The following is a 16,932-nucleotide window of genomic DNA, read 5'->3' as shown; positions in this document are numbered from 1 at the left end:
CTAAAGTGGCTACGACAAAACAACTCGATCCCGTCACGTTCGAAGTATTGCGGCACAAGCTCTGGCAGGTCAATGACGAAGCCGGGCATACGATCCGGCTGGTCTCCGGGTCACCGATCGCAACGGAGGCCTACGACTTCAATACCGCCATTCTGGACCGGGATGGTGATCTGCTCTTCATCGGCCCGTATGTCGTCTTGCAGGCGGCCGTGCAAACTCCCATCGTGCAGACAATTCTGCAGGAGTACCGGGAAAATCCCGGCATCCACGCGGATGACATGTTCATCTGCTCCGATCCGTATTCCGGCGCGCTGCATCAGAACGACGTCACCTGTGTGGCGCCCATTTATTACGGCAGCGAACTCATTGCCTGGGCGGGCGCGACCACGCACCAGGTGGATGTGGGAGGACCCGTCGCGGGCGGGTATGCGGTGGGTGCCTGCGACATTTTTCAAGAGCCTCCTCCAATACCGCCGCTGAAAATTGTGGAACGCGGGACAATCCGCAAGGATATCGAGCGCGAGTATCTGCGACGCTCCCGACAGCCATACCTGCTGGGGCTGGACCTGCGCGCCATGATTGCCGCCAACAATGCAGTGAAGTCGCGCGTCGTGCAATTGGCGAGCGAGTTCGGGGAAGAGACGCTGCTGCTGGTGTTCCGCGAGTTGAAGAACTACGCGGAAAGCCGGTTTCGTGCGCGCTTGCGGGAGCTGCCGGACGGCACCTGGCGGCATATCGCGTTCCTAGATCACGACGGCCTGGAAGACAAGGTGTACACAGGCGTCCTGGAGATGACCAAGGAAGCGGACACGCTGAGCTTCGACTTTAACAAATCGTCCGCACAGGCGCCCGCCCTGATCAATTGCACCCACTCGGGTCTGAATGGCGGCGTGCTGAATGCCGTGCTGCCTCTGATGTGCTTCGACATCCCGTGGGCGGCGGGAGGAATCTCCAAGGCCATTCGCATCGTGTGCGACACCGGAAAGATCTATAACGCAAGCTGGCCTGCCGGCGTGTGTATGGGATCGGTGGAGGCGGCGCGTTCGGTGCTTAATCTGGCCAGTGTATGCATCGGCAAGATGCTGGCGGCCAGCGACAAGTATCGCGATGTGGCCATGGCTTCCTGGTGCGTACCGGGAGCCCAGGTTCTCTTTGGCACGGATCAACGAAAGGAACCGTTTGGAACGATGCTCCTGGATTCCATGGCGGGCGGCGGAGGAGCGCGCTGCGGCGCGGATGGTCTGGATTCGGGGAGCTACCTGTCCTCCATGGATAAGATCATTCCCAATGTGGAGCTCAACGAGTATCTCTTTCCCATCCTTTACCTGTACCGCAAAATTGCCGTCGATTCGGGCGGAGCGGGGAAGCATCGCGGCGGAGCGGGCGGCGAGCATGCCTTCGTTGCCCACGACACGGAAAGACCGCTGCAGACCGTCTATTTTTCGCACGGGACCGAGCAACCGGAATCGGTCGGCCTGTTTGGCGGGCACCCAGCGACGACCAACCAATGGGTCGTCGTACGAGGCTCTGACGTCCGGGAACTCTTTTCCCAGGGGAGGATCCCCGTTTCCTGGACGGAACTGAAGGGAACCGTCGAATTTCCGCCCGCAAAAAGCAATTTCCAGCTTCGCCCCGCCGATGTCTCGGTTGCGATCTATTCGGGGGGTGGAGGCTATGGCGACCCATTCGATCGCGACTCCGAGCGGGTGAGCGAGGACGTGCGACAGGGATACATTTCGCGGGAAATGGCACAGCAGGCCTATGCGGTGGTTCTGCAGGCGGATGGATCGGTCGACGGACCGGCTACGCGTGCACGACGTGCGGAATTGCGGGATCCCCACAAGACCGGAAAATCCACGATATGCGAAGGGACCCGCATTTCCGAACATCTTATCCTGTGTGCAGCGACGATCGTAAAAGGGCGCCTCATTCGATGCGTCCACTGTGGATACGAATTCGGGCCACCCAGCCAGAACCCCAAGCTCAAGGCGCGCCGGGTCGAACTGCCGTTGAGTAAAGTGAACTGGATGGCGAACCCCCACAATCGGAAAAACGACCGGTTCGTGTGGCGGGAATTTTACTGTCCGGGCTGTTCCGTGCTTTTGGATGTCGAAATCATGCTGAAAGAGATGCCTCCGCTCTGGGACATGCAGTTGAAAGTCGACTGACCGCGGGGAGACAGCGAGGAAACCAATCCAACTATGCAATTAAAGGGCAAAAGCGCAATTGTCACGGGCGGCGGGAAAGGGATCGGGAAGGTATTTTGCGAAGCGCTGGCCCGCGAAGGCGCCAGCGTGGTCGTGGCGGATATTGATGCAGCGGCCGCCATCCAGACCGCCGAACGGCTTTGTAGTGCCGGCGCCAGGGCGGTTGCGTGCAAGGTGGACGTCTCCGACGCGGCCAGCACCGTGGCCATGGCCAAGTGCGCACTGGAGGCTTTTCAGCGTATCGATATTTTGGTGAACAACGCCGCTTTGTTCGCCGTCCTGCCGCATCAGCCGCTGTGGGAGATTCAGGAAGCCGAGTGGGACCGCGTGATGACGGTCAACATCAAGGGCATGTTTCTTTCTCTCCGCGCCGTATTGCCGCAGATGAAGGAACAAGGGTCCGGCAAGGTCATCAATCTCACGTCCGCCACGGTGTTTCGAGGTACTCCCATGCTGCTGCATTACGTTACCTCGAAAGCAGCCGTGATCGGTTTCACCCGCTGCACCAGCCGGGAGCTGGGTCCATTCGGCATCTGTGTCAATGCCATCGCCCCGGGTTTGACGGAGAGCGAGACTGCGGTTGGCGCCAAGACTACTCCCGCGGTACTGTTTGAGCGCTTGCCCAAGGAACGGGCCATTGCCCGGCCGGAGTTGCCGTCCGATCTGACCGGCACGCTCGTCTACCTTGCATCGCCGGCCAGCGATTTTGTGACCGGGCAGACAATCGTCGTTGACGGTGGCGGAGTGATGCACTGATCCGGCCCTGCCAGGCGCTTTCGCAATGAGTGTCCCCATACGCATCGCCTGCGGCAACGACGCTTCGCAATTTGGCGATCTGCGCTTGCCGTCCGGGACAGGCCCGCATCCGGTCCTGATCGTTATTCATGGCGGATTCTGGCGCGCACGCTACAGCCTCGAAGAAACCACAAAAATCGCATCCGACCTTACACGCTCTGGTTTTGCCACCTGGAACATCGAATACAGAAGAGTAGGGCAGGCCGGTGGCGGGTGGCCCGGCACCCTGCAGGACGTCGCTCTGGCTGCGGATCATCTTCTGTCGCTGGGAGAAACCTATCCTCTTGACCTCAAGCGTGTAGTCAGTCTTGGACATTCGGCTGGCGGGCACTTGGCGCTGTGGCTGGCAGCCCGGCGGCGGTTGGCCCCGCCCAGCATTTTTGTGCACGGAAAATCGATCGCGGTTTGCGGCGTAATCAGCCTCGCAGGCGTCTGTGATCTGGTTCAGATGGCGCAGGTCGAACGAGAAGAAAACCCCGTCCTGGCATTTCTGGGAGGCACGCCTTCCGACTTTCCGGAGCGTTATGCGGTTGCCTCTCCCGCAGCCCTCTTGCCGCTGTTGGTTCCGCAAGTTTTGCTGCACGGTGACGCCGATGATCGCGTGCCGGCGTCCATCAGCCAGGACTATGCCCACTCTGCCCGCGCTGCGGGAGACTATGTCAGCTACATAGAGTTGCCGGGAGTGGGGCATTTCGAGTTTATGAATCCTGATTCCGTGCCGTGGGCCAGGACCATGGATGCGCTGAGAACTCTGATCCAGCCCCGTTTCTGAGGCAGTTTCTCGGGAGCCGCTGCTTGTGTCCCGTACGTCTGACGAAGGGAAGATTATGGACACGTTTGATGCGATCTTTGTAGGCAGCGGAATCAACTCACTGGTCGGTGCCGCGCTCCTTAGCAAATCGGGCTGGAAAGTGTGTGTGCTGGAGCGCAATGCCTGGCTCGGAGGAAACATCCGTACCGCTGAGGTGACCGAACCCGGTTTCCTCCATGACCTTTACGCGGGTTGGCATCCGTTGTTTACCGGCTCAGAGGCTTACGCCTTACTGAAGGCGGACCTGACCGAGCGCGGTCTGGAATACCTGAATACGGAATACCCGACCGCATCGTATTTTCCCGATGGCAGCGCAGCCTTCCTCTCCACCTTGCAGGACCACAATAAGAAACACTTCGAGGAACTGGCTCCTGGATGGCGCGCTGGAATTCGGCGCGGAGCTTCTCAGTTCCAGCCGGCATTGGCTGACCGAGACTTTCTCCTCACCACGGGTCCACGGCCTGCTGGCCCCATGGGTTTTGCACACAGGCCTGGGACCGGACCAGACGGGATCGGGATTTATGAACAAGCTGATCGCCGTTGCGCTGCAGTTGGGCGGCATGCCTGTGCCGCGCGGCGGCGGGGCGCGCCTGATCGAGGCCCTTGCCAGCCTGATTCGCGACCAAGGCGGAAGATTGGAAACTGAATGTCACGTCGATTCGGTCGAAGTAAACGGCGGCCAGGCAGTTGGTGTCCGCGTCCGCGGCCAGCTTATCCGGGCCAGGCGGGCTGTCATCTGTAACGTTACGCCTCAGCAGCTTTACTTGCAGTTGCTGGATCGAAACGTGGTGCCCGAACGGTTTGCAGGCCGGGCGCGCCGATTCCGTTATGGCCGGGGCGATATGCAGATTCACATCGCCATGTCCGAACCGCCGCGCTGGCGAGGCAATGACCCGCGGCTGCTTCGCACGGCGATGGTGCATATTACCAGTGGCATGGATGGTGTCTCGCGCGCGGTGAATGAGGCGGAGCGCGGGTTGCTTCCAGCCGAGCCAACCATCGTGCTGGGTCAGCCGGTCGCCGTGGATCCCTCGCGGGCGCCGCAAGGCAAGTGGATTCTGTGGATTCAGTTGCAGGAGCTGCCCAGCCGTCCAGCTGGAGATGCTGCCGGTAAGATCGAGACCGGGGACGGAATCTGGACGGAATCTCTGCGCGAACAGTTCGCGGATCGGGTGGTAGAGAGACTCTGCGAGTGCATTCCGAACCTCGGCAGCGCGATACGGAAGCGGCACGTGATTTCACCCGGAGACCTGGCGCGCACGAACATCAACCTCGTGGGAGGAGATCCCTATGCGGGCGCTTCCACGGCAGACCAATTCTTTCTCCTGCGCCCGCTGCCGGGACTGCCACGGCACCGGACACCGATCGCAAAGCTCTACCATATCGGCGCATCGACGCACCCCGGAGCGGGACTGCACGGCGCATCCGGATTGATGGTCGCCAAGGAACTGCTTGGTCCTGCGGGCTGCCGCAAGTTGCGCACCCGCGCTGGTTTGCGTTGAAAGTTGCAGTGCGGAGGCGTGAATGCTGCGCAGGAACAAGGAAATGCTGCCTGGCTTCTCGAACGTCGATCATGTGGGGCTTACGGTCCCCGATCTGGAGGACGCTGCCCGCTTCTATTGCGATGTGTTCGGTTGCGCCGAGCTCTTTCGTATGGGCCCTTTTGATGCGCAGCTCCTTCCCTCCATGCCGGGCGGCCGCGACTGGAGCGATGCCCATGTGAATGTCGCCGACGCGAAATTCAGCTTTGTCATGCTGCAGCTCGGTCCAAACTTGATGCTCGAGCTGTTTCAATACGACCGCCCGGCAGATCGCCGGACGCAACTGCCGCGCAACTGCGATCTGGGCAGTCATCATCTGGCCTTGAAGGTTCATAACCTCGACAAGGCCATCCAATACTTGAAGCGGCAACCGGGGGTCACGATGCTGGAAGGTCCCATCGTGGTTACCGATGGCCCTTGTGCGGGGATGCGCGTCATCTACTTTCTAGATCCTTGGGGCAATCAGATGGAGCTTGTGGAGTTCAATCCCTAGTCCTGCCGCCCGAGCGTGCTTTGCATCGATTGACCAAAGCGTCGAGCCGAGAATCCTGCAAGCCCAGCTCGGACATGCAGACGCGGCAATGACGCTCAATCTCTACACGCAGGTTCTGCCGAAGTCGCAGCGACGCGCAGTCGAGGGTCTTGAGCGCTTATTGTTCCGAAATGTTCCGAAGTTGGGGGCCGACGGGCGTGTGCAGTGAATTCTCTGATTGATTCCAGGAGAGTTATGGCGCGCCTGAGAGGGTTCGAACCTCCGACCTCTGGTTCCGGAGACCAGCGCTCTATCCATCTGAGCTACAGGCGCGCAGTGCGCGGCGAATGGCACCGCACTTATTCATTGTAACCTGATCGAAAGCGGCGCGCCAGAGCGTGCGCAGGGACCGTGCCCGGAGCGCGAGGCGCCCGCCTCTGGCTGCAGCTTCACGCCAACCGCCACACGGACTCAGCCCTTGGCGTGGCTGCGGATCTGCCGGGCCAGCTTCTCGATCTCTTCGGTTTTTTTCAGCAGGCTCAGGGAGAGCACCGCTGTGGAATCGGTTTTCTCCACCTCGGCCTTGAGCTCCGCGGCAAGCTCGTAAAGACGCGTTACTTTTTTCTTAATCTCCTTCTGCTCCTCTTTAAGCGCCGCTTTGGCGGCTTTGCGCGGGGAAATGGCCGGAGGCTCTTCTTCCTGCTCCCTCGGATCCAGGCCCGGATTCTGCGCCCGCAGCAGGCGCGGACCGGCCAGCGCCGAACCCGCAAGTCCAGCCAGGGCCAAAACGAAACGCCGCCGGGAATCCGTCATGCGTACCTCCTCCGGGCCGGGGCGTGGCGCGTTCCGCGCGCCCGCCCGGCTCATTCCAATGCTATACTTTCCCTCCTTGTAACCATGATGTCCAGTTCCCATATCCATTGGCTGGAATTCACCGTGGCAAATGCCCTGCACCTCGCGGGCATCTTCCTCTTCGCTTTGATCCTCAACCGCCTGCTGCGCGTGATGACCAATCTGCTCATCAAGCCCGCCGTGGCGCCGACGCGCGTAGCGCAGATCCGCGAGCAACAGACGCGCACCCTGGCCACTGTGCTCTACAGCGCGGGCAGCAAGGCCGTTTGGGGCATCGCCCTCCTGACGGCGCTGCCGGAGTTCGGCATCAACGTCACACCGGTGGCGGCACTGGCCGGCCTGGCCAGCCTGGCGCTGGGCTTCGGCGCGCAAAACGTGGTGCGCGACCTTATCAGCGGCTTCTACATCGTTCTCGAAGACCAGTACGTGGTCGGGGACACTATCCAGTTCGGCACCACAGTCGGGCGCGTGGAATACCTCACGCTGCGGCGCACCGTGGTGCGCGATCCGGCCGGCGGCCTGGTGACCATCGCCAACGGCGAGATCCGCATGGTCAGCAACCTGAGCCGCGACTGGTCGCAGGCTTTCGTGGACGTGACGCTCTCCGCGCAATACCCGCAGGAAGAAGTTCTGGCGGCTTTCGAAAGCGCCGCCGCTGCGCTGCGCGGCGATGCCGCGTGGGCTCCGGTGCTGGTGGACGGGCCGCGCGTTCTCGGCGTGCAGTCCTTCGACCGCAAAGGCTGCACCGTGCGCCTGCAGGTGCGCACCGCGCCTACCCGGCAGGACGAAGTGGCCTGCGAACTGCGCCGCAGGATCCAGCTCGAATTTCAGCGGCAGGCGATACCCCTGGCCGACGTGCAGCGCGTGGAGTGGAGCACGCCCGCGAGCACCCAGCCCGAGGGCGCTGCGCCGCCCGGTTCCACGCTGAATTGATCCCCATCGCGACCCGGAGGATGCCTATGGCAACCGTCACCTACGATGAAGTGAACCTGATGCTGCGGCTGTACGATCTGCGGCGCGAGGCCAAGTTGCGCGAAGCGCGCACCTGGTTCCTCGAACATTTCCATCCCGCCTCGGCAGAAGAGATGATGCAGAAATATCCGCAGGGCAGCGCGGAGAACGCCTACGTGCGCATGGTCATCAGCTACTGGGACATGGTGGCCAGCATCGTCAACCGCGGGCTGATCAATGACGACCTCTTTTTCGAAAGCAACGGGGAGATTTGGGTGGTGTGGGACCGCATCCGCAACATCGTGCCCCCCTGGCGGGCGGCCTTCAAGAATCCCACGGTCTTCGCCAACCTGGAAGAGGCCTGCAAGCGCCTGGAAGCCTGGCGCGAGAAAAAGGCGCCCGGCTCAAGCGCCGCAATACGCCAGATGATAGAACAGATGCGCCAGAAACCGAAGAGCGCCTGAGCCTTCTCGCCGCTGCGGCGGCAATCCGGCTCCTGTCGCTCAGCGCCGCAAGAGCGCGGAGCCGGCGGGGTGCTTGGCGGGGATGGGCAGCCTGTCGGGCCGGACGAGGACGACGGTATTGCGGCCCGCGGCCTTGGCCTGGTACAGCGCCTTGTCCACTTCCTGCAGCAGGCGCTCCGCATCGGCGTGCTCCCAATCGCAGCTGGCCACGATGCCGATGCTCATGGTCACCGGGACGGGGCCCCGTTCGGTGGCCACCGGCTGGCCGGCGATGACCGCGCGGATGTGCTCCGCGCGCTTCTTGCCCTGCTCCGCGTCGCATCCCATCAGCACCAGCAGGAACTCCTCGCCGCCGTAGCGCCCTACGGCATCGTAGGGGCGCACCACGCTGGCCATACGGCGCGCCGTCTCCCGCAGCACTTCGTCGCCCACGGCATGCCCGTGCTCATCGTTGATCTTCTTGAAGTGATCCAGATCGCCGAGCAGCAGGGCGATGCTCGTGGGAACGCGGAGAGAGCGTTCCAGCTCCCGCTGCAGCAGCTCCAGGATGAAGCCGCGGTTCAAGAGCGAAGTGAGCGCGTCGTGCGTAGCCTTGTGGCGCATCTCCTCGCGAGCTTCGATGAGCCTGTCTTCCAGCTGCAGGATGCGTCTTCCGCAGCGCAGCCGCGCGCGCAGCTCCGCGGGATAGACCGGCTTGGTCAGGTAGTCGTCCGCGCCGGCCTCCAGACCAGCGATGATGTCGGCCTTGGCGTCGCGCGTGGTCAGCAGCACCATATAGACGTAGGGCTGTTCGCGCGTGCGGCGCACTTCGTGGCAGACGCTCGGCCCGTCCTTCCCGGGCATCATCCAGTCCAGCAGCGCCAGCCGCGGTCCGCCCTCGGCGCACAGCAGGGCTGCCGCGCCTTCGCCGTCCACAACGGTCACCACTTCATACCCCTCCGCGCCCAGCGCGGACTCCATCATCCGGCGGGAGATCATGTCGTCATCGGCTACGAGAATTTTCAACCTGCACCCCCTGCGCCAAGAACTCCAGCGCCGTCTCCACCCGCCGCAGTTCCTGCTCCAGTGCGGCAAGGGCCGCCGCGGCCCCGCTGGTCTCCCGGCGCTTCCCCATCTCTTCAAGCTCCGCAGCAAGCTTGCAGGCCTTCTGTGCGGCCAGATTCGCCAGCATGCCCTTCAGCGCGTGCCCGCCGCTCTCGATCTCCTCCGCGGCGCCCCGCGCCTGCGCATCGCGCAGCGCCTGCAGATGCTTCGGATAGTCCTGGCGGAACATCCCCAACAGATCTGCGACCAGGGCGCGGTCGCCATCCACACGGTCGAGCAGATCTCCCGCATTGACGGAGTCGCCTGGATGCCCCGTCCCGGGTGCGCGCGGGTCGACCGCCTCGAGTACGCGCCTCATTTCGGCCTCCATATCCATCGGCCGGATGGGTTTCGAAGTGTATCCGTCCATTCCTGCCTCCCGGCACCGCTCTTTGTCTTTCTTCAGGACATGCGCGGTCATGGCCACGATCGGCACATGCAAGCCGCTGCGTTGTTCCCGCTCGCGGATGCGCTGGGTGGCTTCCAAGCCGCCCATGACGGGCATTTGCATGTCCATCAGCACCAGATCGAACTCCTCTGCCGCAGTTCGCGCCACGGCCTCGCGGCCGTTATTCGCCACCGCGACGCGATGTCCGGATTTCTCCAGGATGCGCACAGCAAGCTTCTGATTCACAGGATTGTCTTCGACCAGAAGGATTCGCAGACCGCTGCCGGCGGCGACATGGCTCTTCCCCGTTGGCAAACGTTGCTCCGGCAAACGCGGCCGGAGCGCGTCATTCAATGCCGTGCACAGTACGCACATGCGAATCGGCTTGCACATCGTGTACTGGATTCCGGCTTGCTCACATTCGCGCCGCACGCCGGAAAGGTCCGATGACGCCAACATGAGCAAGACGGGTGGTTTGTTCCGGGCGATTTCCCGAATGCGTGCGGCCAGTTGGAGCCCGTCCATTCCCGGCATGTGAAAATCCAGCACGCAGACGTCGAAGGGCGCACCCTCTTCTTCCGCCTGGCGGAAGAGTTCGAGTGCCTCCCTGCCGCTCTCCGCGAGACGCGCATCCATCTTCCAGCGCTTGAACAATTGCTCCAGCAGCCTCCGGTTGACCGCGGAATCGTCCGCGGCAAGAACTCGTTTTCCGGGGAGGATGGCCTCATCCGGAGTGCAGGACCCCGTCCGCGCCCGGTTGCATGTTTTCCCGAAATGCGCGGTAAAGAAAAACCGGCTCCCCTTCCCCGGCTCGCTCTCGACCTCAATCTTGCCCCCCATCAGATGGACCAACCGCGTGGAAATCGACAGCCCCAGCCCCGTCCCGCCATACTCCCGGGTGGTGGACATATCGGCCTGCGCAAACGCTTCGAATACTTTTCTCTGCTTTTCGGGCAGGATGCCCACGCCGGTATCCGCTACCGTGAACTTCACGGCCAGGCCATTCGGATCGTTTACAACCAGTTGCGCCTGAATGCTCACTTCTCCGCGCTTCGTAAATTTCACCCCGTTTCCCGCCAGGTTCAAGAGCACCTGGCGCAAGCGCGTCGGATCCCCGACCATCTCGTCGGGGATTTCCGCCCCCACTTCCCAGCCGAGGTCCAGTCCCTTTTCCTGGGCGCGGATGCTCAGCGGCTGGAGGGCGTCCTCGATGCACTCGTGCAGCGAGAAAGGGATGTGCTCGAGTTCGATCTTGCCGGCCTCGATCTTCGAAAAATCCAGAATGTCGTTGATGATATTCAGGAGTGCGTCCGCGGAAGACTTCACCATGCTCAGGTAATCGTGCTGTTCGCTGGAAAGATCCGTCTCCAGCGCGAGCTCCGTCATCCCCAGGATGCCGTTCATCGGCGTGCGAATCTCGTGACTCATGTGCGCGAGAAAATCGCTCTTGGCGCGGTTCGCCGCCTCCGCCGCCTCCTTCGCTTCGCGCAGTTCTTTCTCGGCTTGGCGCCGCTCGGTAACATCCTGCACGATCCCCACATATCCGCTGCTCAAGCCGTCTTCCGCGAAAAGCGCCTTCATGTAGCCTTCTGCCCAGCCTTCTCTTCCGTCGGGCGTGCGGTAGCGGTGCGCCTCCAGCGCAACCGTGTCTTGTCCCGGGGTACCGCTGACGCGGCGGGCGATCCGCTCGCGGTCCTCGAGATGAATCGACTTCTCCCAGCCGTGCCCCAGAGCCTCTTCCAGGCTCAGGCCCATCATCTCGCGCAGCCGCTCATTGAGGTAAATGCAATGGCCGTCCTCATCGGTGCGAAAAATGCCTACCGGCGCCGCGGCACTGAGCGTCCGGAAAAGCTCTTCGCTCTGCCGCAGCGCCTTTTCCGCGGCCGCCTGCTGCGTAATATCCTTATAGATGGAGAACTGCCCGTGCATTTCTCCGTCCAAAACGAGCGGAACGCCGTACGCTTCTACGTCGACGAGCTGCCCGTCTTTTCTCCGCCGCGGCAGTCTGGCGTGCACCGTTTGCCCCGCAAGCACCGCACCGGTGAGCTGCCCGGCCTTCTCCCGCAAGATTCCCGGCGCCACCAGATCGTCCAGGGATTTCCCCTGCACTTCGTCCTTCTCGTAACCGAAAAGTTTGTGGAAGGCGGCGTTACTCATCTCGATTTCCCCGCGTGCGTCCGTGACGACGATCGCCAGGGGATTCGACGTGATCAAAGTGTCCAGGTAGGCGGTGCGTTCCCGCAGCTGTTCCTCCGCCTGGCGGCGCTCCGTCACTTCCTGAAGCATTACAATGAAGCCCTCGAGAGCGCCGTCCTCGGCAAACAAGGCCTTCAGGTAGGCATCCACCCAGCCAATTTCGCCTCTGCTGTTCACATACCGGGAAGTGTCTTGCAGGATTCCGCGCGATTCGGCAACTCTTGGCCAGATGTTCGCGACCCTCTCGCGATCCTCCGGATGCACGGATTCGAGCCACCCGGAACCTAGGCCTTCTTCGCGCGGGCGCCCCACCATCTCGACGATTCGGTCATTTGCGTAGAGCAAATGCCCCTTTGCGTCCATCCGGATAATGCCCACCGGCGCCGCAGCACTGAGTGTCCGGAAAAGCTCTTCGCTCTGCCGCAGCGCCTTTTCTGCGGCCACTTGCTGCCGGATGTCCTTGTACATCCCGAACTGCCCACGGCTGACTCCGTTCACAACCAGCGGCACCCCGTAGGCCTCCACGTCCACCAGCTGCCCATCCTTTCTCCGGCGCTGTATTGTGGAGTGGAATGGTTTTCCCGTCAGAACGGTGCCTGTAATTTCATCCGCCTCTTTCCGCAGTTCTCCCGGCGCCACCAGGGCGTCCAGCAACCTCCCGCTCAGCTCTTCGTTTTCGTAGCCGAAGAGCTTCCGGAAAGCCGGATTGGCCATCTCAATGGCACCCTGCGCATTCGCGACCACGATGCCGATGGGATTCTCCGTAATCAGCGTATTCAGGAAGGTCGTTCGCTCCCGCAAATCCTCCTCCGCTCGCCTGCGGGCGGTGATGTCCTCGACGGTTCCCACGTAGTAGGCCAAGGCACCGCCGGCATCGCAGACGGCGCGCGCATTCTCGGAAAACCAGATCCTGCTGCCGTCCTTGCGAATCACCTCGTATTCAAAACCCTCCACAATCCTCTGCACTTCCATCAACTGCTTGAACTCTTCGCGCCGCCGCGGATCGACGTACCCCTGGCCACCGATGTCCATGCGGGTGGCCATCAGATCCTGCGGCGAATCAAAGCCGTACAGTCGCGCCAGCGCGGAATTCGCACTGAGGTATCTTCCATCCGGCGTGGTTTGAAAGATGCCCACGATCGCATCTTCAAAAATGCCGCGGTATTTCTCTTCCGCTTCCCGCAGCGCCGCCGTGCGCTCCGCCACGCGGACTTCCAGCGAGTCCCGGATTTCGCGGAGCGCCGCGTCGCGCCGTTCCATCTCCTCCAGCATGTAATTGAAATCCGCGCCGAGCTGCCCGAGCTCTTCACCCCCCAAATCCGGTGAACGCAGTGAATAGTTCTTGCCAGAAGCGACGAGCCGCGCGATCCACGCCAGGTCGTAGATCGGCCTCGAGATCTTCCGCGAAAGCCGCGCCGACAGCGGATAAACGATCAGCAGACAGATCAGGCCCATCACTCCCGCTGTCCAGATGTAAAGGACCACGGCCTCGCGCAGATCGGAATTGTCCGCTTCTAGGTACAGCGTGCCGACGGGCTTTGCTTCGACATACACAGTCTGCCAGATCATGACGGAGTCACGGCCCCACTCGACGCCCTCCGCCGGCTGCATCGGCAGTGTCCGTTTTCCCGTCAGATCTTTGCGGAGATAGGAGGCCAGCAGTTGGCCGTCGGAATGGTACAGGGCCGCGGCCCGGATTTCCGGCTGCGTGCGCAGCGCACTCAGCAATTCGGCTCCCGCATCCGGGTCGTCGAACAGAAGCGCGGCATCGGAATTGGCCCGTACCATATCGGCCGTGGACCGCAGGCCGCTTACTTTCTTCACACGATATTGTTGGAGGTCATAGACCAGGAACCCGGCGCACACCAATACGACACCGAGGCCCCCCGTGAACAGCGAGTGCAGCAGGAGGCTGCGGCGAAGCGAAAGTTTGCGCAGGTTCAACATGTCTGGCAGGTTCTCTTCAGTTCCCCGTTGTCCGAAAGGACGCGGCGCGCGAGAACGAGCAGCCGCGCGCTGAGCTTGAGGCGGCCCCGCTGTACCGCGGACAGATTCACTTCAAACCGCAGCGCATCGTTTTCCGGATAGATATAGACGTCTCCTCCCGCCTCCAGAAACGCGGGCGTCTCTCCGATGGTGAAGATGCTTGCGCCGCGCAATCCATCCAGGATTTGCACATAATGTTTTTCTTCCGAGCGGCTTACGAATAGAAGCTGGCAGCCGCGCAGCTCCTTCACCTTGCGCACCCACTGGAGTTCCATCCGCCGGCCATGCACCGTGGTGCTCCGCAGCGCTTCCGCCAGCGAAGTGCCGAAGCGAAAATCCCCGTATACGCAGAAACGAAATGAGCTGTCGGTCGTATCGCTGGCGTTGGCGGGCCATTCGACAAAGTAGGGAAACTGGGCCAGGTAGTTGGCCTTGGCGCGGTATTCGTCCTCCTCGGAATTCAGCGTCACGGCTCCCAGCGAGGAGGCCATCGCACAGACCAGCGTAAAAAGAATCGCCAAACCGCGCAGCCTCAGCTTCCACGAAGCCACTCCTCTGCGCCGGCTTCTGGCGAACGCGTTGGAACCCCGCTTCGCCAGGCATACCCCCGCCGCATCCCTTGTCCCAGGTGCCGCAGGCGCGTACCTCTCTCCTAAGCGCAAAACATTACCCCCTAGAGATAAGGGGCAACTCAGGAGCCAATCGGGACCGCGAGGCCGCGCAGAACGCTCACAAAATCAATTACTTAGGCCATGATGAAGGGGCGGGGATGCGAACCGTCTTCCGGAGAATGCCCCAAAGCTCATCCGCTGTTCCAGACTGGAACGATCCGCGTTGCCTTTTGATATGAGCTTTGCGACCTCATTTCACGCACTTCATCGCCCTGACCGGGCAAGCTTGCTCTAGAGAAGCGGGGCCTTGGCGCAAAAATACGGCTGGAAAGGCATTCTGGGTGAGAGTGGAGGCGCGGGTGGGATTCGAACTCCTAAGGTGGATTGAGAACACGTAAGTTATTGATTTCATTAGACGCGAAAAGCGGCAAATACAGCGAATTCGCCCAAGTGAGGTACACGGCGGGTACACGGAACACCTGAGAGAATTCGCCCCGTCCGGATTAAATAGCTAGATGCGTACAGGTCGGAATTTCAATCGTCCAGCCAAGGTTCACCCTCGGATTGGGTCGTCGCGCTGTCGGCATAGAGATCGAAGAGTTTCAATCCACGCGCCCGCGTCGGACCTGCTGGCAAACCGCCCAGGGTACTATTCGTGGGAGTTGGTTTCAATCCCCACCGCCCCTACCCTTTCCAGCTGAGCATCGTAGATGGCGTGGAATGTCTCATCGTAAAGCCTATCCAGGGCTTTGGCAGGCAAGCTGGCGAGCTTAATAAGGCCCGGCGGACCGATGATGTCGTGGCGTTCAATGGCCGCAAAGAGTTCGTCTGCCGAGCGCATCTATGAAGACCTTGGCTTCAAATCGGCGGCGATGAGGCAGAATTGATCAAGGGCCGCTTGCAAATCTTCGGCGATTTCGGTGGCGATCACGTCAGGATCAGGCAGGTTGGCAGAGTCCTCTAGGCTGTCGTCTTTCAGCCAGAAGATGTCCAGGTTGACCTTATCGCGCTTGAGCAGGTCTTCGTAAGAGAAGGACTTGAAGCGTTCGGTTTCCTTGCGTGTGTGGCGGTTCTCCGGGTGGTAGCGGGCGACGAAATCGTCCAGATCTTCGCGCTTGAGCGAATTCGTTTTCAGGGTGAAATGCTCATTGGTGCGAAAGTCGTAGATCCAGAGCTTCTTGGTCCAGGGCTTCTCGCTGGCGGGTTTGCGGTCGAAAAAGAGGACGTTTGCTTTCACTCCTTGCGCGTAGAAAATCCCGGTCGGCAGGCGAAGCAGAGTGTGCACATCGCATTCGTGGAGGAGCTTACGCCGCACCGTTTCGCCCGCGCCGCCCTCGAAAAGGACGTTGTCCGGCACCACAATCGCCACACGGCCATGAATCTTTACCAGGGACTTCACGTGCTGTAGGAAATTGAGCTGCTTGTTGCTGGTCGTGGCCCAGAAATCGTCTCGGTAGTAGGTAAGAGCTTCCTTTGTCTCTTCCCCCTCTTCGCTGATCACGGTAATGCTGGACTTTTTACCGAAGGGCGGATTGGTCAGAACGACGTCGTAAAAAACAGAGGGAGTCTGCGCAAGAGCATCAACGCCATCTCGAATTGGGGACTCTTCGCCGCCGATGCCGTGGAGGAAGAGGTTCATTACGCACAGGCGAGCGACCGAAGCGACCAACTCGGTGCCGGATAGGGCCTTGTGGCGAAGCGCCCGTTTCTGGGTCTTGTCCAGTTCGTAGCTTTGGCTCACGTAGTCATAAGCGGCCAGGAGGAATCCACCCGTTCCACAGGCAGGATCGTTCACCGTCTCACCGGGAGCGGGGCGCACCACGTCCACAACGGCCCTGATGAGCGCACGAGGGGTGAAATACTGTCCCGCCCCGCCCTTTACGTCCGCCGCGTTCTTCTCCAGCAAACCTTCGTAGGCATCGCCCTTCACGTCCACTTCCAGAGTCATCCACTGCTCTTTGCCAATCAGATCGGTGATAAGGCGTTTCAGCTTGGCGGGGTCCTGAATCTTGTTTTGGGCCTTCCGGAAGATCACGCCCAGCATCCCCTCCTTCTTGCCAAGCTCGGTGAGGATATGACGGTAATGGGTTTCCAGGTCGTCTCCGTCAAGCCGCTCCAAGCTGGACCAATCCAGGCTGCTTGGGATGAGGCGCGGGCGACTGTATGGCGGTTTCATCTGCTCGTCGGCCATCTTCAAGAACAGGAGAAACGTCAACTGCTCGACGTAATCCCCGTAGGACAGGCCGTCATCCCTGAGGATGTTGCAATAGTTCCAGAGCTTTTGAACAATGGCAGATGATCCGTTTGGCATACGTTTTTCCTATCTTCCGTGGTTCACAGCACAAGGCCTGTGCGACCGCCCTGACAATTGGGGCACTTACGTTCGAAGATGTCGCTGCCGTTCGCACCGTAGACGTGGCCGCAGTGCGAACAGGCAAGCTGGTACACGTATTGATTGTGGTCCGTGCCCGGCGTTCCCGTTTTGCGAATGGTGATTTGCCCATGTGGGTTGGCAAAGCCAGGTTCCGTGGTCGCTCGGAATTTCCCATTCCCTAGCCCCAGATCCTCATAGTCA

At 61.2% G+C, this 16,932-nt stretch carries 13 protein-coding genes, 1 tRNA gene and 1 pseudogene; 7 read left to right on the top strand and 8 right to left on the bottom strand.

Going from position 1 to position 16,932, the window contains the following annotated elements:
• The first annotated feature begins 5 nt into the window (after nucleotides 1–5).
• The 5 genes and pseudogenes from LAN61_04990 (at nucleotide 6) to LAN61_04970 (ending at nucleotide 5,847) form a co-directional block, all read left to right on the top strand.
• Nucleotides 6–2,168, top strand: a complete 2,163-nt coding sequence (locus LAN61_04990; GenBank protein MBZ5539860.1) for a hydantoinase B/oxoprolinase family protein — start codon at nucleotides 6–8, stop codon at nucleotides 2,166–2,168.
• Between the two features lie 33 nt (nucleotides 2,169–2,201).
• Nucleotides 2,202–2,963, top strand: a complete 762-nt coding sequence (locus LAN61_04985) for a glucose 1-dehydrogenase (GenBank protein ID MBZ5539859.1) — start codon at nucleotides 2,202–2,204, stop codon at nucleotides 2,961–2,963.
• A gap of 25 nt (nucleotides 2,964–2,988) precedes the next feature.
• Nucleotides 2,989–3,774 carry an alpha/beta hydrolase gene (locus LAN61_04980; GenBank protein MBZ5539858.1) on the top strand — a complete coding sequence of 262 codons (786 nt, stop codon included), beginning with the start codon at nucleotides 2,989–2,991 and terminating at the stop codon, nucleotides 3,772–3,774.
• A 55-nt stretch (nucleotides 3,775–3,829) separates the two neighbouring features.
• A pseudogene (locus LAN61_04975) lies at nucleotides 3,830–5,315 on the top strand (NAD(P)/FAD-dependent oxidoreductase).
• A 22-nt stretch (nucleotides 5,316–5,337) separates the two neighbouring features.
• Complete coding sequence (locus LAN61_04970; protein MBZ5539857.1) at nucleotides 5,338–5,847, top strand: VOC family protein; 510 nt, start codon at nucleotides 5,338–5,340, stop codon at nucleotides 5,845–5,847.
• 235 nt (nucleotides 5,848–6,082) lie between these two features.
• Here LAN61_04970 and LAN61_04965 read toward each other — a convergent pair.
• Nucleotides 6,083–6,159: transfer RNA gene (locus LAN61_04965), tRNA-Arg, on the bottom strand.
• Between the two features lie 138 nt (nucleotides 6,160–6,297).
• The gene (locus tag LAN61_04960; protein MBZ5539856.1) at nucleotides 6,298–6,639 is read right to left on the bottom strand and encodes a hypothetical protein; all 342 of its coding nucleotides are present in this window, start codon (nucleotides 6,637–6,639) and stop codon (nucleotides 6,298–6,300) included.
• 123 nt (nucleotides 6,640–6,762) lie between these two features.
• Here LAN61_04960 and LAN61_04955 point away from each other — a divergent pair, with 123 nt between their 5' ends.
• Together LAN61_04955 and LAN61_04950 are read left to right on the top strand one after the other, a co-directional pair.
• Nucleotides 6,763–7,611, top strand: a complete 849-nt coding sequence (locus LAN61_04955) for a mechanosensitive ion channel family protein (GenBank protein MBZ5539855.1) — start codon at nucleotides 6,763–6,765, stop codon at nucleotides 7,609–7,611.
• Nucleotides 7,612–7,637: 26 nt separating this feature from the next.
• Nucleotides 7,638–8,093, top strand: a complete 456-nt coding sequence (locus LAN61_04950; GenBank protein MBZ5539854.1) for a hypothetical protein — start codon at nucleotides 7,638–7,640, stop codon at nucleotides 8,091–8,093.
• Nucleotides 8,094–8,132: 39 nt separating this feature from the next.
• Here the strand turns inward: LAN61_04950 and LAN61_04945 are convergent, their stop codons facing one another.
• From LAN61_04945 to LAN61_04920, 6 genes are all read right to left on the bottom strand, one after another.
• Nucleotides 8,133–9,071: a diguanylate cyclase gene (locus LAN61_04945; GenBank protein MBZ5539853.1), complete on the bottom strand. Its 939-nt coding sequence runs from the start codon at nucleotides 9,069–9,071 to the stop codon at nucleotides 8,133–8,135.
• Between the two features lie 4 nt (nucleotides 9,072–9,075).
• Entirely contained in the window at nucleotides 9,076–13,707 is a 4,632-nt protein-coding gene (locus LAN61_04940) for a PAS domain S-box protein (protein ID MBZ5539852.1), read from the bottom strand.
• A complete protein-coding gene (locus LAN61_04935; GenBank protein MBZ5539851.1) occupies nucleotides 13,701–14,267 on the bottom strand; it encodes a YfiR family protein in 567 nt (188 codons plus the stop codon). Before LAN61_04935 ends, LAN61_04940 begins: the two co-directional genes overlap by 7 nt.
• A 739-nt stretch (nucleotides 14,268–15,006) precedes the next feature.
• On the bottom strand, nucleotides 15,007–15,198 hold the full coding sequence (locus tag LAN61_04930) for a hypothetical protein (protein MBZ5539850.1): 192 nt from the start codon (nucleotides 15,196–15,198) through the stop codon (nucleotides 15,007–15,009).
• Complete coding sequence (locus LAN61_04925) at nucleotides 15,199–16,668, bottom strand: type I restriction-modification system subunit M (GenBank protein MBZ5539849.1); 1,470 nt, start codon at nucleotides 16,666–16,668, stop codon at nucleotides 15,199–15,201.
• 23 nt (nucleotides 16,669–16,691) lie between these two features.
• A complete protein-coding gene (locus LAN61_04920) occupies nucleotides 16,692–16,919 on the bottom strand; it encodes a hypothetical protein (GenBank protein ID MBZ5539848.1) in 228 nt (75 codons plus the stop codon).
• Nucleotides 16,920–16,932 lie beyond the last annotated feature (13 nt).

Source organism: Terriglobia bacterium (assembly GCA_020072785.1).
GTDB lineage: Bacteria > Acidobacteriota > Terriglobia > Acidiferrales > UBA7541 > Acidiferrum.
Note: the sequence above shows the minus strand (reverse complement) of the source record. Positions and strands in the feature narration are given on the sequence as shown.

Bases quoted from the DNA above. Each gene is read 5' to 3' on its own strand.
- LAN61_04930 (MBZ5539850.1), bottom strand. From the start codon at position 15,198: ATGCGCTCGGCAGACGAACTCTTTGCGGCCATTGAACGCCACGACATC.
- LAN61_04940 (MBZ5539852.1), bottom strand. From the start codon at position 13,707: ATGTTGAACCTGCGCAAACTTTCGCTTCGCCGCAGCCTCCTGCTGCAC.
- LAN61_04980 (MBZ5539858.1), top strand. From the start codon at position 2,989: ATGAGTGTCCCCATACGCATCGCCTGCGGCAACGACGCTTCGCAATTT.
- LAN61_04945 (MBZ5539853.1), bottom strand. From the start codon at position 9,071: ATGATCTCCCGCCGGATGATGGAGTCCGCGCTGGGCGCGGAGGGGTAT.
- LAN61_04950 (MBZ5539854.1), top strand. From the start codon at position 7,638: ATGGCAACCGTCACCTACGATGAAGTGAACCTGATGCTGCGGCTGTAC.
- LAN61_04960 (MBZ5539856.1), bottom strand. From the start codon at position 6,639: ATGACGGATTCCCGGCGGCGTTTCGTTTTGGCCCTGGCTGGACTTGCG.
- LAN61_04985 (MBZ5539859.1), top strand. From the start codon at position 2,202: ATGCAATTAAAGGGCAAAAGCGCAATTGTCACGGGCGGCGGGAAAGGG.
- LAN61_04925 (MBZ5539849.1), bottom strand. From the start codon at position 16,668: ATGCCAAACGGATCATCTGCCATTGTTCAAAAGCTCTGGAACTATTGC.
- LAN61_04970 (MBZ5539857.1), top strand. From the start codon at position 5,338: ATGCTGCGCAGGAACAAGGAAATGCTGCCTGGCTTCTCGAACGTCGAT.